The sequence below is a fragment of the Bradyrhizobium sp. BLXBL-03 genome (genome assembly GCF_051853015.1).
In the GTDB taxonomy this organism is placed as follows: domain Bacteria; phylum Pseudomonadota; class Alphaproteobacteria; order Rhizobiales; family Xanthobacteraceae; genus Bradyrhizobium; species Bradyrhizobium manausense.
The window spans coordinates 2,537,285-2,560,846 of record NZ_CP182470.1; the positions used below are offsets into that span (position 1 = coordinate 2,537,285).

Genomic DNA, 23,562 nt, shown 5'->3' on the forward strand with positions numbered 1-23,562 from the left:
GCGGAGCAGGGCGGTGCTGGAAGTGAACGGATTGGTGAAGCGGTTCGGCGGCTTCACCGCCGTCAACAACGTGTCGTTCAGGGTCGGGCAGGGCGAGATTGTCGGCCTGATCGGCCCCAACGGCTCAGGCAAGAGCACGATCTTCAACGTGCTCTCAGGGACGCTTTCGCCGAGCGCCGGATCAATCCGGTTCGATGGCTCGGAGATCGCAGGCCTCGCGCCGCACCGGATCATCAACCGCGGCATCGGTCGCACCTTCCAGATCCCGCGGCCGTTCCGTCGCCTCTCCATTTTCGAGAACGTCGCCCTTGCCGGCTTCTATGGCCAGGGTCGCCATAGCCGCGCCAAGGCCGAGGAGGCGGCCGAGCGCTCGCTTAGGATGGTAGGATTGCCAACCGATCGCCAGGCCAGCGTCGACGGCCTCGGCGCGGCCGGTTTGAAGAAGCTCGAGCTTGCGAAAGCACTCGCCACCGCGCCAAAGCTTCTGCTTGCCGACGAGAGCCTCGGCGGTCTCGACGAGACCGAGATGGACCAGGCGGCGGACATGCTGCGCAACATCCGCGACGAGCTCGGCATCACCATCATCTGGGTTGAACACATCATGGGCGTGTTGATGCGCGTCGTCGACCGCGTCATGGTGCTCGATCACGGCGAAAAAATCTCGGAAGGGCTGCCGAGCGCGGTTGCCGGCGACCCCCGCGTCATCGAGGTCTATCTCGGCACTGATGCCGAGACCACCCAGGCCGCGGCTGCCGAAGCCCGCCGTCGCGCGGGAGGCCAATGATGCTGGAGCTGCGTGGCGTCAACGCCGGCTATGGCACCTTCCAGGCGCTGTTCGACGTCGATCTCGACGTCAAGGCTGGTGAGGCCGTCGGCGTCATAGGTCCCAATGGCGCCGGCAAGACCACCTTGATGCGTGTCATCTCCGGCCTGATCCGACCTTCGCGCGGATCGATCGCGATGGAGGGCGTCGACGTTCTTGCTACGCCGGCGCACCAGATCGTCAGCCTTGGCATTGCGCATGTGCCGGAGAACCGGCGGCTGTTTCCGCAGCTCTCGGTCGACGATAATCTCAAGATGGGTGCCTTCATGAAGGAGGCGCGCGGTCGTTATGCCGAGCGGCTAGAGGTCGTGTTCGACCTGTTTCCCCGGCTGAAGGAACGCCGCCATCAGATGGCCGGCACCATGTCGGGCGGTGAGCAGCAGATGTGCGCGATCGGCCGTGCGCTGATGTCCAACCCAAAACTTCTGCTTCTCGACGAGCCGTCCGCCGGGCTGGCGCCGGTCGTGGTGCAGCAGGTGTTCGAGCTGGTGAAGCGGATCCGGGCCAGCGGGCTGACGGTGCTGATCGTCGAGCAGAACGTGCAGCAGGTGCTGCGTGTGGTCGATCGCGCTTATCTGATCGAGGCCGGCACGATTCGCAGCTCAGGCACTTCAGCCGAGATGCTGGCGAGCGACACGGTCAAGGAAGCGTATCTGGGGGTATGAGGCGCATATGCAGGCGGTCCTGGACATTTTCGACATCTATCTGCTGGAAGCGGTGATCAACGGCATCCTGCTTGGCGGCGTGCTGGCGCTGCTTGCGCTCGGGCTCAACCTGATCTTCGGCGTCATCGACGTCACCTGGATCTGCTACGCCGAACTGGTGATGATCGGCATGTACGCCATGTATTTCATGGTCCAGTATTACGGCTTCAGCTATTTCATCGCGGCGCCCCTGACCATCCTGCTTGTCGCGATCCTCGGTGCACTCTTGCATTACCTCGTGATCGCGCCGCTGCTCACAGCGCCGCCGATCAACCAGCTGCTTGCGACCGGTGGCGTGCTGTTCGTGCTGCAGAGCTTTGCCACTGTCGCTTTCGGCATCGACTTCCGCAACCTCGGCATCCGCCTGCCGGTGCTCGCCTTCGGCGACATGAATTTCAGTTACGCGCGCCTCCTCTCGTTCCTGGCGGCGCTGGTCGGCATGGTCGCGGTGTATCTGTTCATGACCCGCACCTTCACCGGCACCGCGATCCGCGCCATCTCGCAGGACCGACAGATCATGGCGCTGATGGGCGTCGATACCAAACGCATCTATCTCATTACCTCCGCGATCGGCGGCGGGCTGGCCGGGCTCGCCGCCTGCCTGCTGGTGCTGCAATATGACGTGCACCCCTTCGTCGGTCTCTCGTTCGGGCCGATCACCTTCCTGATCTGCGTGCTCGGCGGTCTCGGCAATTTCATCGGCGGCTTCATCGCCGCCTTCGTGTTCGCCGAGATCATTTCGCTCGGCGGCCTGTTCTCCGATCTCGAATGGGGCTACGTGCTCGCCTTTGCCTTCTTCATTGTCATGATGTTCATCCGGCCCGCGGGCCTGCTCGCGAGGCGGCGATGACGGGGCAGGGACGGCTTGCGGCATGGGGGATCGGATTGGCGGCGCTGGTCGCGCTGCCCTTCGTCTATCGCGATCCCTATCATCTGCACATCCTGGTGCTGATCCTGATCTGGTCGTTCGCCTACACATCATGGTCGATGATGGGGCGGTTCGGCCTGGTCTCGCTCGGGCACGGCGGCTTCATGGGTATCGGCGCCTATGTCACCGCGCTGCTGTGGAATCACCTCGGCCTGTCGCCGTGGATCGGCATTCCGGTCAGCATGGTCGCAGCCGGCGCGCTGGCGCTGATTGTCGGCTATCCCTGCTTCCGCTTCCGCATCACCGGGCACTATTTCGTGCTGGTGACGCTGGCGCTGTCAGGCATCGTGCTTCAGGTCATCACGGCGACGCGCGATTACACCGGCGGCTCGCTCGGCTACACGCCGAACCGCGCGTCCGGCAACAAGCTGCTGGCGCTGCAATTCGACGACAAGACCAGCTGGTATCTGATCGCGCTTGCGGTCTGGCTTATCGGCATCGTCGTCTGGCATTTGATCGATCGCAGCATGAGCCGCTATGCGCTGGAGGCGATCTCGGAGGACGAGGACGCCGCGGCCGCCGCTGGCGTCAATGTCACCGCGGAGAAACTGAAGATCACGCTGATCAGCGCCTTGATGACCGCGCTCGCCGGCGCGATCTATTGCCAGTACCAGATGTTCATCACGCCCGACACGGTCAGCGGCATCGCAGTGTCGTTGCAGATGGTGTTCGCGGCCATTGTCGGCGGCCTGTTCGTGTCGCTTGGCCCCACCGTCGGTGCTGTCATCACCATCCTGCTCGCGGAAACCTTGCGGATCGGCTTCGGCACCAAGGCGGTCGGCTGGGACAATCTCGTCTACGGCGTGCTGCTGGTGCTTTTCATCATATTTCTTCCCAAGGGCATCCTTGGTAGCCTGCTCGATCGATTGAAGCCGCAACGCAAGGTGCCCCGCGCTCATGAGCAAAAAGCCGTCCAAATCGCTCGCCCAGGAACTTGACCGCTACATCACGCCATTCCGCCATGACGGGTCCGGCAAGTTTCACCTGAAGGACTACAAGACCAACGAGAAGGGCGATCTGGACAAGGATAAGGCTCAGGAGATTCTCGATGCCAACAAGAAGCGTCTCGTCGAATTCCAGGAGAAGCTCTACGCCCAGGACCGCTGGTCGGTGCTGATCGTGTTCCAGGCCATGGATGCCGGCGGCAAGGACAGTGCGATCAAGGCGATCTTCGAGGGCATCAATCCGCAGGGCTGCGAGGTCTCCGCCTTCAAGGCGCCGAGCAGCAAGGAGCTGGACCATGATTTCCTCTGGCGTCACGTGGTCGCGTTGCCGGAGCGTGGCCATATCGGCATCTTCAACCGCTCCCATTACGAGGAATGCCTGGTGACGCGCGTGCACCCGGAGCTCCTCGCCAAGGAAAAGCTGCCGCAGCGGCTCGTCACCAAGAACATCTGGAGGGAGCGGTTCGAGGACATCGCCGCCTGGGAGCGCTACCTGATGCGCAACGGCACCGTGGTGCTGAAATTCTTCCTCAACGTTTCCAAGGAGGAGCAGCGCAAGCGCTTTCTCGACCGGTTGGAAGAGCCGGGCAAGCAGTGGAAATTCTCGATGGACGACATCAAGGAGCGCGCGCTGTGGCCGCGCTACCAGGCGGTCTATCAGGACATCGTGCGCCACACCGCAATGCCGCATGCGCCCTGGTATGTCGTGCCCGCCGACCACAAATGGTTCGCCCGCGTTGTGATAGGCTCCGTGATCGTGGCGGAGCTTGAAAAGCTGGACCTGCGCTTCCCCCGTGCCGACAAGGCTTCGCTGCGCGAGTTTGCCGAGGTCCGCAAGGCGCTGGAGAGCGAGGGCAAGGGAGGAAGGAAGCGCAAAAAGTGACCGCTCCCGAGGCCAGGAACCAGAAGAACGTCAACTTCGCGCTGCAGGGCGGCGGCGCGCACGGCGCCTTTGTCTGGGGCGTGCTCGACCAGGTGCTCGAGGACGGCAGGCTCGCGATCGAGGCGATCAGCGCCACAAGCGCGGGCGCGATGAACGCGGTGGCGCTCGCCTCGGGCATGGCCATCGGCGGAGCCGAGGCGGCGCGGCAGAACCTGCATGCGTTCTGGTACGAGGTCTCGCGGATGGACCAGCTCTATGACCTGTTTTCACCCGTCAACCAGGTGATCCAGGCCCTCAAGCTGCCGCCGGAATATCACCCCGTCCACGCCTTCATCCATACGCTGACGCACACGGTGCCACCGAACCTGCTCAACCCGTTCCACTTCAATCCGCTCCGGTCCCTGCTGCAACGCGTGATCGATTTCGACCGGCTCAATTCGTCGCCGGACGCACCGCAGCTCTTTCTCAACGCCACCAATGTCCGAACCGGCAAGATCAAGGTGTTCCAGACGCCGCTGCTCAGCGCAGAGACCGTGCTCGCGTCGGCCTGCCTGCCGCCCTATTTCCAGGCGGTCGAGATCGACGGCGAGCATTATTGGGACGGCGGCTATCTCGGCAATCCCGCGATCTTTCCGCTGATCTATCGCAAGGGCAGTCACGACGTCATCATCGTGCAGGTGACCGCGATCCGGCGTGACGAGCTTCCGGCAAGCGCCGCCGACGTCCTGCATCGCATCAACGAGATCAGCTTCAATTCGTCACTGATGCGCGAGATGCGCGCGATTGCCTTCGCGACCCGGCTCATCGACAACGGCGAGCTCGATCCCAACACGCACAGCCGCATGTTCATGCACTGGATCGGAAACGACCAGCTGATGTCGCAGCTCGGAACGGCGACGCAGTTCCATCCCGAATGGAGCCTGTTGTGTCGTCTGCGCGATGAGGGCCGCGAGGCCGCGCGAAGCTGGCTGACACAAAACTTCGACCGGATCGGTCGTTCGTCTACGGTCGATTTGACCGACATGTTTCTCTGATCTTCGAAAACAACCCCATGCACAGTAGCCGATGATAACGGAATCAATGGCTTTCCGGCGAATGTGCTCGATATTCGGATTTTGAGAAGGATTGCTTGATCCGTCGGGCAAAACAGGGGCATAATGTCACCATCGCGACGGCTGTCGTAGGGTGGGTTAGCCCTGCAGATGCGCGAAGCGCATCTGCTCGGCGTGACCCACCTCTTTTGGTCCCGCGAGGGCAGACAGTGGTGGGTTACGCCTTCGGCTAACCCACCCTACGATCTACGATCTACGATCTACGATCTCACGGCGAGCCAAGCTCGTCGCGTCGGTGCAAGCCGTTAGTACCCGCGTCCCCACCAGTAGCAGAAGCGCTCGACATTGGCGGGCAGGCCCGCCTCGTAATTCGCCCATTTCTCGTATTTAGGCAGCTTCACTTCCTTCATCGCGGTGTCGATGCACTTGCCGGCATCGGCGGCTTTCTTCACCTCCGCCGAGAGATCCTCCATGTAGGCAATGTCGTCCTCGACGTCCTTCTTGGTGCCGAGCCGGCCGCCGGCGCTGGGATGGCCGGGGATCATCCGCTCCCAATCGAGCGAGGCCAGCTTCTTCAGCGAGCCGATATATTCCAGCGGCGAGGCGTTATCTGGAATGTTGCGGAACTGGACGGATTCGATCGGCGCGAAGTCGACCACGAAGATGATTTTCTCCTTCGGCAGCCGCATCACCAGCGAATTGTCGGAATGGTTGCGGCCGACATAGTCGAGCTCCAGCGTGGTGCCGCCGAGCGTGATGATCTTCTGGTTGTCGACCAACTGGTCCGGCATCACGACATCGGCTAGAAGCGAATTCTGCTTCTTGAGCTCGAGCAACCGCTCCTTGGTGCGGCGATGCGCGATAAAGGTGGCGCCGAGATCCTTGAACGGCTGGCCGCCGGCGATGTGATCGTAATGGTGGTGGCTGTAGATGACGTATTTGATCGGCTTGTCGGTCACGGCCTTGATCGCGTCAATATAGGGCTTTGCCGGACGCAAATAGGAGATCGGGTCGGTCGCGATCACGCCCTTCGGAGTCACCACGAACATCGACTGATGGCCGCCATAGCGGAAGATGTAGACATTGTCGGTGCCCTCGACTTTCTTCGTCGAGGTCTGCGGCGGCGTCTGCGCGAGAGCTGAACCGGTGACGAGGACCGCGAGAGCGGCGATGCAGGATAATGCTTTCATCTCTGGCTTTCTGGAAAAGGGATGGCGAGGGAGGCGGAGATCGTCTCTCACACAAACGCTGCGAAGAGGGATTTATTCCGCGCCCCTACGCGGCTCCTACGCGGTCAGTCTGTCCCGGAACAGCTGTGCAAATGTGATCCTTGGTGACATTGATCCCGCTTGACAGTTTTATGTCATGGGAGGAGCATGGCTGTGGTCGCGATCAGCGCGACGCGTAACGTCCACCTCATGAGCAAGGGGAGGTCTATGACTCCACCTCCGCAAATCCAGCCGCGTTAAGTGCGATGGAGCTCGTTCGGACTATCGCATAGCGGCAGAAACCGCGAACGGCACGCCGGGTCAAGGTTTAGTGGGCTGCAGACAGTAAGGCATAGCCCCTACCTGCCCGGCGCTGTGCGTTTTCGACGCGTTCGCTGCATGGCATGAAATGCCTAGAGATCGTCGCCTCACCGGCAAACTTCCGACATACGACCGGGGCGAATAGCGGCTTCCGACATGACGCATGCGTTTGGTGCGGCGACGATTCGACCGCTGCCAGCGCATGTCATTTTTCAGGGAATCCGCGTGTCGCATAAGTTCGCCTCGGTGCTTGTCGCAGCGTTCCTTCTCGCGCTCTCATCTTTCTCCCCCGTCCAGGCAGAGCCGCCTGCGCCCGCCGCCAAGAGCGCGGCCTCACTGTCGTCCGACGAGGCCAAGCGGGCGCTGGAGACGCTTCAGGACGACAAGAAGCGCGCGCTGATGATCGACACACTGCGCGCGATCGCCAATGCGTCGGGCGAACAGCGGCCGCCGGCGCCGGAGCAGAAGTCGCCAATCCCGCTCTCGTCCGATGGACTCGGCGCACAGCTTCTGCTGACCGTGTCCGAGGAGATCGGCGAGATTTCGCGCGACGTTGCCGACATGGCGCGGACGCTCACGAATTTCCCGGCATTCTATTACTGGATCGTGCGGACCGCGAATGACCCTGATGCCTATCATTTGCTGATCGAGATCGCCTGGAAGCTGGCACTGGTGTTCGGCTGCGCGCTCGCGGCGGAATGGGTTGGCGTCCGCCTGATCCGGCGTCCCGTTGCCTTCCTCGAAGGGCGGGTGCCGCAGACCGCACGCCTGTCGGCCCAGTCGCTTCCCGTTGCCGATCCGCCGTTATCGGTCACTGAGGTCACTCCCGCGGCCGAATTGCACAGGCACCGTCACAGCCTCGCACGCGTCTGGCAATTGCTGCTGCGGCTGCCCTTGGTGCTCGGACGGCTCGTGCTCGAGTTGCTGCCGGTGTTCGTTTTCGTCGGTCTTTCGACCGCGCTGCTCGGAACGGAGATCGGCGAACCCGCAACGGTCCGCCTCGTGATCCTCGCGGTCGTCAATGCCTATGCGTTCTCACGCGGGCTCATCTGCATCGTCCGTGCCCTGGCGGGACCGTTCGGCCTGTTTCCGGTCCGAGCCGAGACCGCGGCCTATGTCGAGATCTGGGCCCGCCGCATCGTCGGCGTCGGCGTGTCCGGCATCGCCCTTGCCAATGTCGCCCTCCTGCTCGGCTTGCCCCGCACCGGCTATGCCGCGCTGCTGCGCATGGTGATGCTGGTTGTCCATCTCTTCGTCGTCGTCATCATCCTGCAATGCCGCCGTCAGGTGGCCGACGCCATTCGCCCGCCCGCCGAACGGCAGGGCATTGCGGCGCGTCTGCGCAATCGCATCGCCGGCGGCTGGCATTATCTTGCAATCGCGCTCGACCTCGCGCTGTGGGCGGTCTGGGCGCTGAACATCCGCAATGGCTATTCGCTGCTGCTGCAATATTTCGTCGGGACCGTCGTGGTGGCGCTGATGACACGCGTCGCCATCATGGTGACGCTGAGCCTGATCGACCGCGGCTTCCGCATCCAGCCGGAAATTCTCCATCGCTTTCCTGGCCTGGAAATCCGCGCCAATCGCTATCTGCCGCTGCTGCGCAGGATCGTCTCCGGCGTCATTGCCTTCATCGGCTTCGTCGCCGTGCTCGAGGTCTGGGGCGTCGACGCCATCGTCTGGTTCTATGGCGGCCAGATCGGCGGCCGGCTGCTGTCGGCGGTGGCGACGATCGGCGTCGCCGTCGTCGTCGCCGCGGCGATCTGGGAGGCCAGCAATGCCCTGCTGGACCGCCAGATCAACACGCTGTCGCGCGACGGACATTATGCCCGCGCCGCGCGGCTGCGCACCTTCCAGCCGATGCTGCGCACGGCGCTGCTGTGCCTCATCGCCACCGTCGTCGGCCTCACCGCGCTCAGCGAAATCGGCGTCAATGTCGCGCCGCTGCTCGCGGGCGCCGGCATCGTCGGCATCGCCATCGGCTTCGGCTCGCAGAAACTGGTGCAGGATCTCATCACAGGCCTGTTCCTGCTGCTGGAGAACACGGTGCAAGTCGGCGACACGGTCAGCGTGTCGGGGCTCACAGGCGTGGTCGAGAACGTCTCGATCCGCACCATTCGCCTGCGTGCGGGTGACGGCGCCCTGCACATCGTGCCGTTCAGCGCGGTGACGACCATCACCAATGCCAGCCGCGGCGCCGGCAATGCCTCCGTCAGCGTCAATGTCGCCTACAAGGAGGACACCGATCGCGCCGGCCAGATCCTCAAGGACATCGTCGAGGAGATGCGCCGCGAGAGCGAATTCCGCCCGCTGATCCGCGGCGACCTCGAGCTGTGGGGCATCGACAAGGTCGATGGTGCGATGGTGTCGATCGTCGGTCAGATCCGCTGCACCGAGGCCGGCCGCTGGCCGGTGCAGCGCGAATTCAACCGTCGCATGAAGCAGCGCTTCCAGCAGAACGGCATCGAGGTCGCATCCGCGACCCAGACCATTTTGATGCATGTCGCGCCGCCGGCCGATCTCGCCGCCAACCTGACGCCGAGACGGGCCGTGGGTTAGCTCCCGTCATTCCGGGGCGCGACGAAGTCACGAGCTACGGTGCGCAATTGCGCACCGTAGCTCGCGCTAACGCGCGCCCCGAAATGACGGGGAGAGGGTAACCTGCGGATCCCTCGCGAAAGTCTCGCTGCGGTGCGAGATCACAATCGCGGCCCAGGGGGGCAACGTCCTTGATCTCAGAGGGATGGTGGCGGACAATGCCTGCCCTTCAATAAGAAACTCCCTGGGGGATTCGTGAATAGACCTGCTCGGGTCAGCGCCCATTCGATATCATCCGACACCACGCACGGCATGACGCTGCTGCGCGATCCCCTGCTCAACAAGGGCACGGCCTTCACGGAAGCCGAGCGCGATGCACTCGGCCTGCGCGGCTTGCTGCCAGCTTGCGTCCTGACGATCGAGGAGCAGGTCGAGCGCGTGCTGATCAATCTACGCTCGCTGCCGACCGACCTCGAAAAATACGTCGCCCTGAATGCGCTGCATGACCGCAACGAAGCGCTGTTCTTTCGTGTTGTCGTCGACAACATCGATGAGATCCAGCCGATCATCTACACCCCGACGGTCGGGCTCGCCTGCCAGAAATTTGGCCTGATCTTTCAGCGCCCGCGCGGCATGTTCATCTCCTCGCGCGAGCGCGGTCAGATTGGCGAGGTTCTGAAGAACTGGCCTTATCAGGCCAAGTTGATCGTCGTCACCGATGGCGAGCGCATCTTGGGATTGGGCGACCTCGGTGCCAATGGCATGGGGATTCCCGTCGGCAAGCTGTCGCTCTACTCGGCCTGCGCCGGCGTGCATCCGGAAGCGTGCCTGCCCATCGTGCTGGACGTCGGCACCAACAACGAGGAATTGCTGAGCGATCCCTATTATCTCGGCCTGCGCGAGCGGCGCCTGACGGGCGAAGCCTATGACAGCTTCGTCGACGAGTTCATGACCGCCGCGCGGAAGACCTTCCCCGGCGTGCTGATCCAGTTCGAGGATTTCGCCAATCATTCGGCGTTCAAGCTGCTGCACAAGTACCGGGACGAGGCCTGCGTTTTCAACGACGACATCCAGGGTACCGCGGCCGTCGCGCTCGCCGGCCTGTTCTCGGCGCTGAAAGTGAACGGCGGCAAGCTCCGCGATCAGCGCATCCTGTTCCTGGGTGCGGGCGAGGCAGCGACCGGCATCGCCGATCTCGTCGTCTCCGCCATGATGGCGGAGGGCGCAACGGAAGCCGAGGCACTCCGGCGCAACTGGCTGGTGGATTCCCGCGGCCTCGTCGTCAGCGGCCGCGACGGCCTCTCCGGCCACAAGCTGCGCTATGCCCACACCGACCAGGCGCCGATCGCCGACTTCCTCACCGCGATCAAGACGCTGAAGCCGACGGCCATCATCGGCGTCGCCGCGGTCGGCGGCGCCTTCACGCCCGAGGTGCTCAAGATGATGGCCGAGCTCAATGAGCAGCCGATCGTGTTCGCGCTGTCCAATCCGACCTCGAAGGCCGAGTGCTCGGCGGAGGATGCCTATCGCTACACCGAGGGCCGGGCGCTGTTCGCCTGCGGCAGTCCCTATGACCCGGTCACGCTCAATGGCCGCACCTTCGTGCCGCGCCAGGGCAATAACTCCTACATCTTCCCCGGCGTCGGCCTCGGCGTCATCGCCAGCAGGTCGCGGCTCGTGACCGACGAGATGTTCATGGCCGCCGCTCATACGCTCGCCAATTGCGTCGGCAAGGAGGATCTCGATCAAGGCAGCCTGTATCCGGCGCTGCCGCGCATACGGGAGGTCTCGGCGCGCATCGCGGCGGCCGTGGCTGATGTCGCCTATCAGCGGGGGCTTGCGGACGGGCCCGCGCCCAACGACGTCAAGGGCCTGGTCAAGTCGCAGATGTACGAGCCGAAATACTGAGGCCTGGGACGGCTGGAGACTGCCGGGAAAGCTCGGCCTGCATGGTTCGAGACGCCCGCTTTGGCGGGCTCCTCTCCATGAGGGTCTCATATCTCGCCGCAAGCACCACCTCATCCTGACGGCTCCGCAGCATGCGGCGTCTGGAGGGATGGCCGAAAAGCAAGCTGCGCGCCACGCCCGCAATCAGATTGTCTGCCGTGGCCTTATGTGCGACGCTCCGTAGCGTTACAAGAATCTCAATAGGTCAGCCACCATGGACGATCGTTTGCCCGACCTGGGCGATCTCGAGCACGAGGTCATGCAGATAGTATGGGCCCATGGGCCGGTCACGGCCGAAATCGTGCGCGAGCGCCTGTCCCGGCGTCTGAAGGAATCCACGGTGCGGACGGTGCTGCGCCGCCTCGAAGAAAAAGGCTATGCTCGCCACACGGTTGATGGACGCACTTACGTCTACCATGCCACCGAGGCGCGTGCCCGGGTCGCGGCCAAGGCGGTGCAGCGCATCGTCGACTGGTTCTGCAACGGCTCGATGGAGGAAGTCCTCGTCGGCATGGTGGACAATGCGATGCTCGACCAGCAGCAATTGCGCGCGCTGGCGGACCAGGTGGCCAAGGCGAAGAAGGCGAGGGGAGTAAAAAGGAATGATCGCAGCTCTGGCTGAGGCGGCGTTACGCTCCCTTGCGCTGGGAGGCGTCGTCTGGATCGGTCTCACCGTGTTTCGCGTGCGCAATCCGCACGTGCACATGACGGCGTGGGTGGTCGTGCTGCTGGCATCGCTGGCGATGCCATTCGTGATGCACTGGCCGACGCTCACCCTCGACCGGCTGCCTTTGTCCATGCCGGTGACGAATGAAGCCTGGCCGGCCGATATCACGATGCTGGACCGGCCGCCGCCGTCCCTGCCGATCGCGCCTGGCACTGCCATCGCTCCGATGGCGAAGCACAGCATCTCGATCGACTGGTGGACGGTTGCCACCACCGTTTATGCCTGCGTCGCCGCCCTGTTGCTGATGCGGCTCGCCATCGGCCTGTGCCTGACCTGGCGTCTGGTGCGCGCCGCAAAGCCGGTGAAGGGCATGATCGGCGCGGATTTGCGCGTCAGCCGCGACGTCGGCGGCCCCGTCACCTTCGGCTCGACCATCCTGGTGCCGCCGCAGTTTTTCGGCTGGGACGCCAAGAAGCGCCTCGCGGTGCTCGCGCATGAGGGCGCGCATGTTGCCAATGGCGATTTCTATGTTCTTTTGCTGGCCTCGCTCAATCGCGTGATGTTCTGGTTCAGCCCGTTCTCGTGGTGGCAGCTGGCGCGTCTGGCCGAGCTTGCCGAGATCATCAGCGACGCCCGCGCCATCGAGATGATCGATGACCGGCTGTCCTATGCGGAGATCCTGCTCGACGTCGCGACGTCCGTAAAGCCGCGGCCCATGGAGCTTGCGATGGCGCAGGTCTCGACCGTGCGCGCGCGGGTCGAGCGCATCATCGCTGCCGCTGCCATGCCCGCGGCGGTCGGCTGGCGCAAGCGGCTGTGGATCGCGGCGTCGATCGTGCCCGTCGTGATTGTCTCGGCCGGCATGATCGCCTACCGCACGCCGGATCCGGTGCCATCAGGCGCTGATCTCGGTCTCGTGCCGGCCGAGCATTACCATCCGTCAGTGAATTTCTACGCCATGGGCCCGGCTTCGGTGTTCGCGATCTTCCGCGAGGGCGATGAGCTCTCTGGCCAGCTCACCGGCCAGCGCAGGCAGCCCTTGGCCGTTGCGAGCGACGGCACCGCGTCCTACGCGGCGGCATTCGGCGAGATCACGTTTCCCATCGACCTGGAGCATCGCTCGTCCGAGCTAACGCTGCATTTGCACGGCCGCGACGTGCGCGCCGTCCACGTCGCCGCCATGCCGGCGCCGACGACAGGTCCGGCGTCGCTTGATCAATATGTCGGCTGGTACAGGATCGCGCCGAACCGCGTGCTCACCGTCAGGCGCGACGGCGAAGGTCTGCAGGTGCAGGAGACCGGGCAGGGCCGATCACTGGCGCTGCCCGAAGGCACCGACGCCTTCTCCGTCCACGGCGATCATCTCCTGATCTTCCTGCGTGATGAACAGGCGAGCGTGTCCCGCGTGCTGGTCCAGAACGCCGCGTCCGGCGCGCGCCTGGCCTCGCGGATCGACGCGGCGCAGGCCCAGGCGATCGAGGCCGACTTCGCCCGCCGCCTCGCGGAAGTGCCTGACAGGTTCAGGGAGCAGGTCCCCGCGGCCGGCAGCAAGGAGATGATCCTGAAAGGGATCGAGGATATGCGCCGCGGCACGCCGAACTATGATCGGATGAGCGCGCCGCTCGCCGACAACATCCGTCGTCGCCTCGATGAATTGCGCGCGACCTTCGCCGCGCTCGGCGCGGTCGAGTCGATCTTCTTCCGCGGCGTCGGGCCCGGTGGCTACGACATCTATGGCGCCAAGTTCGAGAACGGCACCGCCGAGTTCCGTCTGCTGATCGAGCCCGACGGCAAGGCCGGTGACGTGATCTTCCGGCCCGACGGCAATGACGAGCTCGGCGGCATCGTCCCCTGTTCGGAAGAGGCGAATGTGCGCGGCCTTGCCGGCACGTCGCCGATCAGGATCATGCTCTACAACGAGACCGAGGGCGACATTCAGGTCTTCAATCTCGATGCGAATGGCGAACGCAAGGCGCAGAGCGTCGTCAGGTCAGACATGACCTGGGTGACGCTGACCACCGTGAACAATCCGTGGGTCATTGCCGACAAATCGGGGAAATGCGTGGAGATCCTGGTGCCGGGGCGGCAGACGCGCTTCCACAATGTCGAGGCCGCGAATCTCGGGACGCGGCTGGGGCGCGCCGCGCGTCGTGCCGTTCCGATCGCCAATGGCGAGGCGATGCTGCGGCAGTATATCGAGGGTGTCGGCAAGGGGCGGCCCGACTACGATCATATGACGACCGAGGTCGCCAACGTCACGCGTGCGCAGCTTCCGTTCGACCAGGCGATCCTGGCGCGGCTCGGTGCGCTCCGTGCCGTCTCGTTCCGTGGCGTGACCGCGCTCGACAGCGACATCTATCTCGCCCAGTTCGCCAACGGCTCGGCGGAATGGCGCATCGGTGTCAGGAACGGGACGATCACGAAGATCGCGCTCGGGCCGAATTTCTAAAGCATGATCGGGAGGGGAGACCGGCGATCCCGGCTTGCGCCTACCCGCCGCAAGCGTTACGCTGTGTAACACTACGCTTGGTAGTTTGCCGCGAAAGGATTGGGACCTCAGGTGCGGCCCGCAGGCGGATCGGGTTCATGATGTGCATGCTGACGCAACGGGAGCTCGACTTTCTTGCCAGCCTGAAAACCGGCTGGCGGATGCTCTATCGGCGCGAGCTCGCGCGGCTCATCAGGGGGAACCTCGAGGCCGGTGAGCCGGCGCCGGAGCCGCACATGGTGGTCTGGCGCGTCGTATCGGGCTGATTTCTCGGCATTTTGTCTCAATTCAGGACAGTCTGACTGTGGTGGATTCATCACAGCCGGCGCGAAACGATGGCGGCCGCAAGGCCGCTTTTGTTCAGCCAAGGTTCTGCCCTCATTGCCCACCGAAACTCAGGGCGTGTTCGGAGGGCGCATCATGTCTTGCATTGCACGTGCCGAAACGACCCTGGCTTCGCCGGCAACCGCGTCCCGGTTGCTCCTTGCCATCATGGGGGCCGCATCGCTCGCCGCCTGCGCGCAATCACCGGTTGGCCGCCAGAGGGCCGATCTCGCTCCAACCACGAAGCAGGCTGCAATCGAGCACCCGCACCGCGTCGCGGCGCTGCATCCACGACCGATCTACAGGCCGCATCGGTCCAGCGCGACAGCCAACGCCAAATCGACGGGGGCGCAGGGCCTGGCGAGCTTCTATTCGGACACGGAGACCGCGAGCGGGGAGCGGTTCGACAGGAACGAAATGACTGCGGCCCATCCCACGCTGCCGTTCGGGACCAAGCTGCGCGTCACCGATGTCTCCTCCGGCCGCTTCGTGACCGTCAGGGTCAACGACCGCGGGCCTTTCGTGCGCGGGCGCGTCGTCGACATCTCGCCGTCCGCGGCCGAGGCGCTCGGCATGGTCGACAAGGGCCTCGCCAATGTCAGGCTCGACGTCGTGCGATAGAGCATGATCCGCGCTTAACCGACTTTTAGCGGCTCTCCCGCACCATGGGCGTCCTGCAATTCGTGGCTTTGGGGGAGACGCCGCTTGAACACGATCCAGTATCTTGAAGATCAGGCGGCGCGCGCCGAGCGGCTTGCCAAACGGATCACGGATACGCCCACGATCGAAAAGCTCCTGACCTTCGCCGGCGAGCGCCGCCGCGAGATCGAGGTCATCGCCGCCAGGCGGCGCGGCTGACGCCGTGAGAGCTCGAACAAAGAGCCAAAGCGCGATGACGATTCAACCCGATCTTATCTCAACCCGATCTTATCGCGCTTTAGATCCATGCTCTGAACGCATTTGCCCTCGCCGATAGAAGCGGAACTTCTTCTTCGCTCCGGCGTCATGTCAGTCATGACCATGGAGGAGGAAATCATGGGCTTTGGACGAGGTGCTTTGCTTTGGTTGCTTGGCGTGCCGTTGCCGATCATCCTGCTGCTGGCGATCTTCTGGCATCACTGAGAGCGTGATGCAGACGCGAAAAAGCGCCGCGGAAGCGGCGCTTTTTGTTGCCTTGCAAGCCTGTCGCGATGGCGCGCGCTCAACTATGGCTCTCGACGAAATCGCTGAGATAATCAGGCAGCGTCACGCCGTCGATATCGCAGCGCGCCTGGATTTCATCGGCAACATCGGTCGAGATGTCCTTCATCCAGTGCTCGAGCGTGTTGAACGAGATCACCTTGATGGGATCGTTGAAGCAGCCCGCGACGAGCTCGTTGATCGCTGCATCGAGATCGCTTCGCTCGACGCGAATTTCAGTGGTCTCGTCGAGGCGATCGATTACCACGAACAGAGTCTGGTCGGCGCCATACGGCACGATCGGGGAGGGTACGCCCGCTTCAAGCATTGGATTGCTCACGTCTCGGCTTATCCGATCCCCGTTAACGGGAAAAACCGGAAGAAGGTTCCTGCAGAGTCCGGGATGCGGATAAGACGTTCGTTGCAGGCAGGCAGCGGTGTTCACCTGCGGTTCAGAGAAATTCTCTCAAGCGCGACAGCTCGATGACGTGCTCGGGTGAGAGAATATCGGTCACCAGCGGCGGCTGTGCCGCCGTGCGGATTTCATAGAGATGCCTTGATAGTGCTGGCTTCTGCATGAATGCCGTGATGCAGGCATCGAGCGTGCCCTCGCTGACCTGATAGGGCTCGCGGTCCGGCCGGCGCTGATTTCCGAGGGACGGCCATTTCTGCAGCACGGCGAGCGCGCTGAAATCGACCTTTGTCGCCGAAGATGATGCGTCCCCCATAGCCCCGCCTCACGCAAAAAGAACCCTGACACGCGAGCCTTGCGTGCCAGGGCCCATTACCCATCGCTGCATCTCAATGCCACGCACCGACAACACGGCGGCCGGGAAAAGGTTCCCGGCCGATGGCGGCTCAACTCGCGGCCGCTGCAATTTTGTCCCCTGGGCTCACACGGCCGTGGGTTCTCTCGTCGCTTCTGACCTCCGGCGCAAGCCCTGCAAAGCGCCGCAGGGCTTGCGCCATCTGGACGCGGCCCTGGACGCCTGTGATCACCACGTCCACCATCACAAAGGACGAGTGGAAATGGCCGTGCGCCTTGAGCTGCTCGACCGGGACGCCGGCGGCGGCCATCGCCTCGGCATAGGCGATGCCCTCGTCACGGAGCGGATCGAACTCGCAGGTGACGATGAAGGCCGGCGGCAGGCCTGAAACCCTGCCGCGCAGCGGCGAGACGCGCGGATCGGTGCGATCATCAGGTGAGCAGTACAGGTCCCAGAACCAGTACATCAGCGACCGCGTCAGGAAGTAGCCGGTCGCATTGTCGTTGTAGGAGGGCCGGTCGAAGCTGCTGTCCGTCACCGGACACACCAGCAGCTGACCCGCAATCTGCGGCCCGCCGCGGTCGCGCGCGAGCTGGCAGGTGACGGCGGCGATGTTGCCGCCGGCGCTCCAGCCGGCGACCAGCACCGGGCTCTGGATGCCGCCGAGCTCGGCCAGATGCTCCGAGATCCAGCGCGTCGCGGCATAGCCGTCCTCGGCCGCGGCCGGGAAGCGATGCTCCGGGGCGTGGCGATAGCCGACGCTGACGAACATCATGCCGGTCCGCCGCACCATGTCGCGGCAGAACGGCTCATCCGACTGCTGATCGCCGAGCACCCAGCCGCCGCCGTGGAAATAGACCACGACCTGATGCGGGCCCGGCGTTGCCGGCTTGTAGACGCGATAGGGCAGCGGGCCGTCGGCGCCGGGGAGCGTGCCGTCGACGATGCCGCCGATCGGCCGTCCCGCAGGCCGACCCTTGTTGAATTCGTTGACGAAGGCGCGGGCGCCGGCCGCCCCCATCGACTCGATCGGCGGCAGGTTCAGCGAGGCCAGCAGGTTCAGCACCAGCCGCACGTCCGGCTGCAGCCGCACCACCTCGCCGTCATTGCATTGTGCTGGGACGTTGGGGCCGGTCAGCCTGAAGCCGAGCATGCCGCGGCTGACGACTTCGTCGCAGATGCTGCGATAGGGACCGACGCCGCCGGTATAGGGCATCAGGCCCTGCACCTTGCCGGGCACGTTGGCGCCCGTGTACCAGGTGTTGGCGAGCCGGTGCAGCGTCAGCATCGAGCAGTCGGCCATATGCCTGTTCCAGCCGGCCTGCGCCGTCTCGGTCGGCTCGATCGTGGTGAAGCCGGCCTCGTGCAGCGCCTTGAGCCGATCCACGACCCAGTCGACATGCTGCTCGATCGAAACAGCCATGTTCGACAGCACCGACGGGCTGCCGGGCCCGGTGATCATGAAGAAGTTCGGGAAGCCCGCGACCGTGAGCCCCAGATAGCTCTGCGGCCCCTGCGCCCAGACATCGGTCAGCGACTTGCCGTCGCGTCCGGTGATCGGATGCACGGCGCGGATCGCGCCGGTCATGGCGTCGAAGCCGGTCGCGAACACGATGACGTCGACGTCGACATTGCGCTTGGCCGTCGTGATGCCGCCTGCGGTGATCGCCTTGATCGGCTCCTGGCGCAGATTGACCAGCGTGACGTTGGGCCGGTTGTAGGTCGCGTAATAATTGGTCTCGAGGCAGGGGCGTTTGGCGCCAAACGGATGATCCTCCGGCATCAGCGCCGCCGCCGTCTCGGGATCCCTGACGGCGGCGCGGATCTTTTCGCGGATCAGGTCCTGGACGATCTTGTTGCCGTCGACATCGACCGCCTGGTCGGCCCAGAGCTGCGTCAGGATGTGGACGAGGTCGCCGGCGGCCCAGGCCCGCTCGAACCGCTCGCGACGCTCGGCATCGCTGAGCTGCCAGCTGACGACGGTCTGCTGCGGATAGGGCACCCCGGACATCGACTGGCGTGCCTGCGCGCGATAGGCCGCGCGGTCGCTCTGGAACAGGTCCCTGCGATCTGCCGGCGAGGGGCCGTTATGGGCGGGCAGCGCGAAATTCGGCGTGCGCTGGAATACGGTCAGATGTGCGGCCTGCTCGGCGATCACCGGGATCGATTGAATGCCGGACGAGCCGGTGCCGATCACGGCGACGCGCTTTCCCGCGAGGTTGACGCCGTCATGCGGCCAGCGTCCGGTGAAATAGACCTCGCCCCTGAAATCCCTGACGCCGTCGATCTCCGGCGGTTTCGGTGCGGAGAGACAGCCTGTCGCCATGATGTAGAAGCGGCAGGAGACCGCGGCGCCGTTGTTCGTGGTGAGTTGCCAGCGCTCGGCCGTCTCGTCCCATTTGGCTGCGGTGACCTTGGTCCCGAAGCGAATGTCGCGCCTGAGGTCGTAGCGATCGGCGACGAAGCCGAGATAGCGCAGGATCTCGGGCTGGGTCGCGTATTTCTCCGACCAGGTCCACACCTTGTCGAGTTCCGGGTCGAACGTGTAGCCGTAGTCGATGGTCTGGATATCGCAGCGCGCGCCGGGATAACGGTTCCAATACCAGGTGCCGCCGACATCGCCGGCCTCCTCGAGCCCGACGGCCGACAGGCCGGCCTTGCGCAAGCGATGGAGCAGATAGAGGCCGGCAAATCCGGCGCCGACCACGGCAACATCGACTTGCTGGACGGTTCCATCAGCCGCTTCGGACGGACGTGCGGCGACCATTGCTTCCGGCATGGTTATTTCCTCCCGTGTCTTTTGTTTGCCCGCAGGCTAGTCCGGCAGGCCCGGCTTGTCATCAGAGCAAGTGCAATCTTCGGTAGTCCCATTTGCGGTATCAAGGCGGCGCGAACGTTGCCTTCGATGCACGCATGCGCTGCACGATGGCCGTGATTGCCCGGGCTAATCATGGACCATCCGCCTGTGTATGCTTGCGGCTACTAGCCACGCGTAGCAGCCGGCCGTCATGACAGATTTGAGTGAACGAACCAAAGCCAACATGGACGTCGTCCTGGAGCAGACGTGCCGGCAATTGCCGCATGGCGGCAATCACGACAGTCGCAGATTCATCGCCGAGCGCCTGATCCAGGCTGCACAATCCGGCCATTCCACCCTTGGCGAACTCGGCATCATCGCGCGGCGCGCGCTCGCGGAGATCATTGCCAAGGGCGGTTAGGGCGTGGACTCAGCCTGTCATCGATTTCAGCGGCGGTCCAGCGTCGCTCGCGCGGCTAAGCTCCTCCACTATGGCGGGGAGCCTCTGTTTGAAGCTGTCGAAACTCGGGAAGATGCTCTCCTCGGACAAGAGGTCCGGAATAATGTGCATCGCCTCGAGCTGGTCGATCTGGTCTCGAGCAAGCCCGACGACAAACACCTTCAATCCAGCGGCTTCCAGGTCGACCAGCACGTCCCCGAGTGCATAGATTCCGGATTGGTCCATGTAGGTTACGCGCTCCATGCGCAGCACCAGCATCTTGCCGTCCGTCGCCCGCTCGGCAATGCGCCGAAACGCATAGACAAAACCAAAGAACAACGGCCCGTTGACGTGCTTGATCAGCAGCCGTTGCTTCAGGCCGTCCGGAATCTCGACTTCATCCTGCCACAGCTCGTCCTCGATCAGCGTCAGGGTCGTGCCCTGTTCCATTGCGCGCGCAATCTTGGTCATGAAGATCAGCGAAGCGAGCACGGCGCCGGTGCCGATCGCGGTGATCAGATCGGTGAATACCGTCAGCACAACCACGATCAGCATGATCCAGGTGTCACCGCGCGGGGCGCGGAACAGATGACCGAGGCTGCGATAATCGATGATGCCTAGCCCGGCACTGACCAGAATTCCCGACAGGACGGCATGAGGAATGTACCGCACCACGCTCGACAGACCGAGGAGAACGGCCAGCAGAAAAAGACCATGAATCACGCCCGAGGAGCGATGCCGTCCGCCGGCGCGAACATTGATGGCGGTTCGCATGAAGGCACCGGCGCCTGGAATGCCGCCAAACAGCGCCGCCCCTATGTTGCCGGCGCCTTGCCCGATGAGCTCTCGATTGCTGTCGTGATGCGTCCTCGTCATGTTGTCGGCGGCGAGCGACGTTGTCAGAGCGTCGATCGCGCCCAGGAATGCCAATTGAAAGGCGGTGACAACAGCAAATTTGAGATCGGCTAAGTTGAGCTGGGGCAGGACGAAGTCCGGCAGCCCCTTGGGAATATCTCCGATCGTCGGTGCAGAAAGGCCGAAAGCCACCGCCAGGCTCGTCAGCAAGATCAATGCGACGAGAGACGGTGGCACTGCCGAGAAAAACCTCGGAAGAACGAATGATATCGCAATGGTCGCCGCCGCGAGCAGAAATGCATCGAGACGAGCACCTTGCGTGAGAGCGCCCAGGGATTTCAGGATTTCGGCCGGACTGGACGACGGCGACTGCAGACCCGCGATCGGGAAGATCTGCTGAATGATGATGATGATCCCGATGCCGGTCATCAGGCCGGAGATCGCCGGGTAGGGGAGGAAGCGAATGTAATTGCCGAGCCTTGCGACCCCGAACAGCACCTGCAACGCACCTGCGAGGCAGAACACGCCGACAATCGGCCCAAGCTGCATCTGCCCATTCGATGGCGTGTTTGCCGCGACAATGCTCGCTGCAATGAGCGTCATGGGGGCCGTCGGGCCGGAGATCTGGACGGGCGTGCCGCCCACCACCGCGGCAACGATGCCCAGGATAATTCCGCCGTATAATCCGGCGGCGGGCCCCAAGCCCGAGGCAACGCCGAACGCGAGGCAAAGCGGCAGGGCGACGATGCCGGCAGTGAGGCCGCCGAAAATATCGCCACGCGTGACCGCGAACGCTGACAACATCCCCCCTTTCCAACTCCCCGGACAGAGCCGGCGAGTTCACTCTGGCAGCGGCGTGGGCTCAATCAGGCATCCGGAACGTAGGGCAGCGCGGACTTGTGGGCGCAAAGCCGGAGCTTACCGTCCCGACAGAGGCGAAACACGAATGTCTTGTCGACCATGATCTCGTTGCCCTGATAGTCGACTGCATAGACATTGCCCATCGTGATGGCGATCGTTCCGTGGATCTGAATGCCATTTTCGGCAGCGTTGTTGTCGTACCAGGCGCGTGCCCAGGGCTTTAAGGCAAAACCCTTGTCGTTGGGAAAGCCGGGATCGCCGCCGATGAAGTATGACAGCGCGCCCTTCGCCGTGTTGCGAAAGGTGTGCTTGCCGTGTGCCAATGTCGGTTTGAAGAACACCACACCGTCCCGATAGTCGTAAAGGCCTTCGACCAACGCTGTGGCTGTCGCCCGAACATCTCCCGATGCTCTGTGGACTCTTCCGATCTCGACCAGGCCATCGCACCATGCCTGTTGAGCCGCATTGACGTCAGCCTCCGTGATAGCCATGGATCTCTCCACTGGGGGCGGTCGATGGGATTGCGCGCGTCATGCTCTCGCGTCCGCCGGACTTTTTCAAGTTTGGATTGCGCCCGATGGGGCGGAAGCCGGCGGGCGCTGGTCACCACGCCCAAGCTGGTTGATGATCCCGCCAAGGTGGCATGCAGCGGACCAGTCGCCCTTGGCAGGCGACTTCCTTTGGGGAAGAATGCAACCTGCCGAAGTTAACTCCCCGCACGGAGCCGGCCATGCTTCGATCGCCCCTGCGATTCCTGATTTGCGCGGCGCTCATGCCAGGCTTGCCGGGCTGCGGTCAGAAAGAGCCGCAGGCCTCCGACCAGCCGGTCCGCGGCCTTCGCGCCTATAAGGTCTCCGCGGCGGCCGAAAGCCGGGTTCGCCGCTTTCCCACCGTCCTGCAGCCAGCAGACGTGAGCAGCCTCTCATTCGAAATCGCGGGCCAATTGAAAGCTCTGACCCTCGCCGTCGGCCAGAAAGTGCAGTTGGGCGAGGTGCTTGCGGAAATCGATCCGCGCTCGCTGCAGACGCAGGTTGAACAGGCCAGCGCCGGCGTGCAACAGGCGCAGGCGCAGGCCGACAATGCGGAGGCGGATTTCCAGCGCAAGGACGAACTGCTCAAGAAAGGCGTCACGACGCAGGCGATCTACGATCAATCCAAGGCCGCCCTGTTGACCTCCAAAGCACAACTCGACCAGGCCAAGCGCCAACTTGAGCTGGCAGACCACAATCTCGATCGAAGCAAGCTCGTGGCGCCGTTCTCAGGCACGGTGGCGCGCGTCGACGTCAAGTCGTTCGCACAGGTCACAGCCGGACAGCCGATCCTGACGCTGTACAGCGACGACCGGTTCGAGATGTCCTTTCTGGCGCCATCGCCGACGTTCCAGAGCCTGAAAGTCGGCCAGCCGGTCTCGGTCAAGGTCGCCGATATGCCCGACGTTTCGCTCAAGGGCGAGATCGAGGAACTTGGTTCGAAAGCGGAGCAGGTCTCGGCATTTCCGGTCGTCGTTCATCTCGATAACAACGCCCCCGGATTGAACGCGGGCATGTCGGTCGAAGTCACTCTCGAAGAGCCGGTCGCCGGTGGATCAAGTGGATTCCTGCTGCCGCTCAGCGTTCTTGCGCCCGAGGGCGGAAAGGAGCTGCAGGGCAAGGCGACCATCTTCCTCTATGACGGCCAGAGTTCGACCGTCAAAAGGCACGATATCACAGTAGGTGGAGTTCGCGACAATCGCCTGATCGTGACCGGGGGTCTTGGCGCGGGCGACATCGTCGCGTCCGCAGGCGTTTCCTATCTGGCTGACGGACAAAAAGTGAAGCTTCTCCCCGTGCAGGAGTAG

General features: G+C 63.6%; 21 protein-coding genes. 15 read left to right on the forward strand and 6 right to left on the reverse strand.

Annotated elements, in window-relative coordinates; all coding sequences use genetic code 11:
• Positions 1-13 precede the first annotated feature (13 nt).
• Genes ACNJX9_RS12060 through ACNJX9_RS12085 form a run of 6 tightly spaced genes read left to right on the forward strand, consistent with a single transcriptional unit; the run spans position 14 to position 5,316 of the window.
• A complete protein-coding gene (locus ACNJX9_RS12060) occupies positions 14-784 on the forward strand; it encodes an ABC transporter ATP-binding protein (RefSeq protein ID WP_439408956.1) in 771 nt (256 codons plus the stop codon).
• Positions 784-1,488, forward strand: a complete 705-nt coding sequence (locus tag ACNJX9_RS12065; RefSeq protein ID WP_057747282.1) for an ABC transporter ATP-binding protein — start codon at positions 784-786, stop codon at positions 1,486-1,488. The genes ACNJX9_RS12060 and ACNJX9_RS12065 overlap by 1 nt, the downstream gene beginning before the upstream one ends.
• A 7-nt stretch (positions 1,489-1,495) precedes the next feature.
• Positions 1,496-2,377: a branched-chain amino acid ABC transporter permease gene (locus ACNJX9_RS12070; protein ID WP_057747268.1), complete on the forward strand. Its 882-nt coding sequence runs from the start codon at positions 1,496-1,498 to the stop codon at positions 2,375-2,377.
• Positions 2,374-3,393, forward strand: coding sequence for a branched-chain amino acid ABC transporter permease (locus ACNJX9_RS12075; protein WP_439408958.1), 1,020 nt, complete (start codon positions 2,374-2,376; stop codon positions 3,391-3,393). Before ACNJX9_RS12070 ends, ACNJX9_RS12075 begins: the two co-directional genes overlap by 4 nt.
• On the forward strand, positions 3,353-4,282 hold the full coding sequence (locus ACNJX9_RS12080) for a polyphosphate kinase 2 family protein (RefSeq protein WP_057747270.1): 930 nt from the start codon (positions 3,353-3,355) through the stop codon (positions 4,280-4,282). Before ACNJX9_RS12075 ends, ACNJX9_RS12080 begins: the two co-directional genes overlap by 41 nt.
• The gene (locus ACNJX9_RS12085) at positions 4,279-5,316 is read left to right on the forward strand and encodes a patatin-like phospholipase family protein (RefSeq protein ID WP_057747271.1); all 1,038 of its coding nucleotides are present in this window, start codon (positions 4,279-4,281) and stop codon (positions 5,314-5,316) included. Before ACNJX9_RS12080 ends, ACNJX9_RS12085 begins: the two co-directional genes overlap by 4 nt.
• 323 nt (positions 5,317-5,639) lie before the next feature.
• On the opposite strand, the gene ACNJX9_RS12090 is transcribed toward ACNJX9_RS12085, so the two are convergent.
• Complete coding sequence (locus ACNJX9_RS12090) at positions 5,640-6,524, reverse strand: MBL fold metallo-hydrolase (RefSeq protein ID WP_439408960.1); 885 nt, start codon at positions 6,522-6,524, stop codon at positions 5,640-5,642.
• Positions 6,525-7,088: 564 nt separating this feature from the next.
• Here ACNJX9_RS12090 and ACNJX9_RS12095 point away from each other — a divergent pair.
• The 7 genes from ACNJX9_RS12095 (at position 7,089) to ACNJX9_RS12125 (ending at position 15,685) form a co-directional block, all read left to right on the forward strand.
• Positions 7,089-9,422: a mechanosensitive ion channel domain-containing protein gene (locus ACNJX9_RS12095; RefSeq protein ID WP_439408962.1), complete on the forward strand. Its 2,334-nt coding sequence runs from the start codon at positions 7,089-7,091 to the stop codon at positions 9,420-9,422.
• Positions 9,423-9,656: 234 nt separating this feature from the next.
• Positions 9,657-11,309 (forward strand): NAD-dependent malic enzyme, encoded by a 1,653-nt coding sequence (locus tag ACNJX9_RS12100; protein WP_439408963.1) that lies wholly within the window; start codon positions 9,657-9,659, stop codon positions 11,307-11,309.
• Between the two features lie 253 nt (positions 11,310-11,562).
• Positions 11,563-11,970, forward strand: a complete 408-nt coding sequence (locus ACNJX9_RS12105) for a BlaI/MecI/CopY family transcriptional regulator (RefSeq protein ID WP_057750580.1) — start codon at positions 11,563-11,565, stop codon at positions 11,968-11,970.
• Positions 11,951-14,464 carry a M56 family metallopeptidase gene (locus tag ACNJX9_RS12110; RefSeq protein WP_439408965.1) on the forward strand — a complete coding sequence of 838 codons (2,514 nt, stop codon included), beginning with the start codon at positions 11,951-11,953 and terminating at the stop codon, positions 14,462-14,464. Before ACNJX9_RS12105 ends, ACNJX9_RS12110 begins: the two co-directional genes overlap by 20 nt.
• Before the next feature lie 137 nt (positions 14,465-14,601).
• Complete coding sequence (locus ACNJX9_RS12115) at positions 14,602-14,769, forward strand: hypothetical protein (protein WP_439408966.1); 168 nt, start codon at positions 14,602-14,604, stop codon at positions 14,767-14,769.
• 154 nt (positions 14,770-14,923) lie between these two features.
• Positions 14,924-15,448, forward strand: coding sequence for a septal ring lytic transglycosylase RlpA family protein (locus ACNJX9_RS12120; RefSeq protein ID WP_057750610.1), 525 nt, complete (start codon positions 14,924-14,926; stop codon positions 15,446-15,448).
• A gap of 84 nt (positions 15,449-15,532) precedes the next feature.
• Positions 15,533-15,685, forward strand: coding sequence for a hypothetical protein (locus tag ACNJX9_RS12125; protein ID WP_167353988.1), 153 nt, complete (start codon positions 15,533-15,535; stop codon positions 15,683-15,685).
• A 343-nt stretch (positions 15,686-16,028) separates the two neighbouring features.
• On the opposite strand, the gene ACNJX9_RS12130 is transcribed toward ACNJX9_RS12125, so the two are convergent.
• The 3 genes from ACNJX9_RS12130 to ACNJX9_RS12140 form a co-directional block, all read right to left on the reverse strand.
• Positions 16,029-16,334, reverse strand: coding sequence for a hypothetical protein (locus tag ACNJX9_RS12130; protein ID WP_057750574.1), 306 nt, complete (start codon positions 16,332-16,334; stop codon positions 16,029-16,031).
• Between the two features lie 124 nt (positions 16,335-16,458).
• Positions 16,459-16,734: a hypothetical protein gene (locus tag ACNJX9_RS12135; protein WP_057750570.1), complete on the reverse strand. Its 276-nt coding sequence runs from the start codon at positions 16,732-16,734 to the stop codon at positions 16,459-16,461.
• A gap of 130 nt (positions 16,735-16,864) precedes the next feature.
• The gene (locus ACNJX9_RS12140; protein WP_439408968.1) at positions 16,865-19,552 is read right to left on the reverse strand and encodes a flavin-containing monooxygenase; all 2,688 of its coding nucleotides are present in this window, start codon (positions 19,550-19,552) and stop codon (positions 16,865-16,867) included.
• Between the two features lie 229 nt (positions 19,553-19,781).
• Between ACNJX9_RS12140 and ACNJX9_RS12145 the strand changes: the two genes are divergently transcribed.
• Positions 19,782-19,991, forward strand: a complete 210-nt coding sequence (locus ACNJX9_RS12145; protein WP_057750566.1) for a hypothetical protein — start codon at positions 19,782-19,784, stop codon at positions 19,989-19,991.
• 9 nt (positions 19,992-20,000) lie between these two features.
• On the opposite strand, the gene ACNJX9_RS12150 is transcribed toward ACNJX9_RS12145, so the two are convergent.
• Positions 20,001-21,668: a SulP family inorganic anion transporter gene (locus ACNJX9_RS12150; protein ID WP_057750559.1), complete on the reverse strand. Its 1,668-nt coding sequence runs from the start codon at positions 21,666-21,668 to the stop codon at positions 20,001-20,003.
• 62 nt (positions 21,669-21,730) lie between these two features.
• Positions 21,731-22,216, reverse strand: a complete 486-nt coding sequence (locus ACNJX9_RS12155) for a phosphoribosyl-AMP cyclohydrolase (protein WP_439408970.1) — start codon at positions 22,214-22,216, stop codon at positions 21,731-21,733.
• Positions 22,217-22,368: 152 nt separating this feature from the next.
• On the opposite strand from ACNJX9_RS12155, the gene ACNJX9_RS12160 reads away from it, so the two are divergent.
• Positions 22,369-23,562, forward strand: coding sequence for an efflux RND transporter periplasmic adaptor subunit (locus ACNJX9_RS12160; RefSeq protein WP_083514384.1), 1,194 nt, complete (start codon positions 22,369-22,371; stop codon positions 23,560-23,562).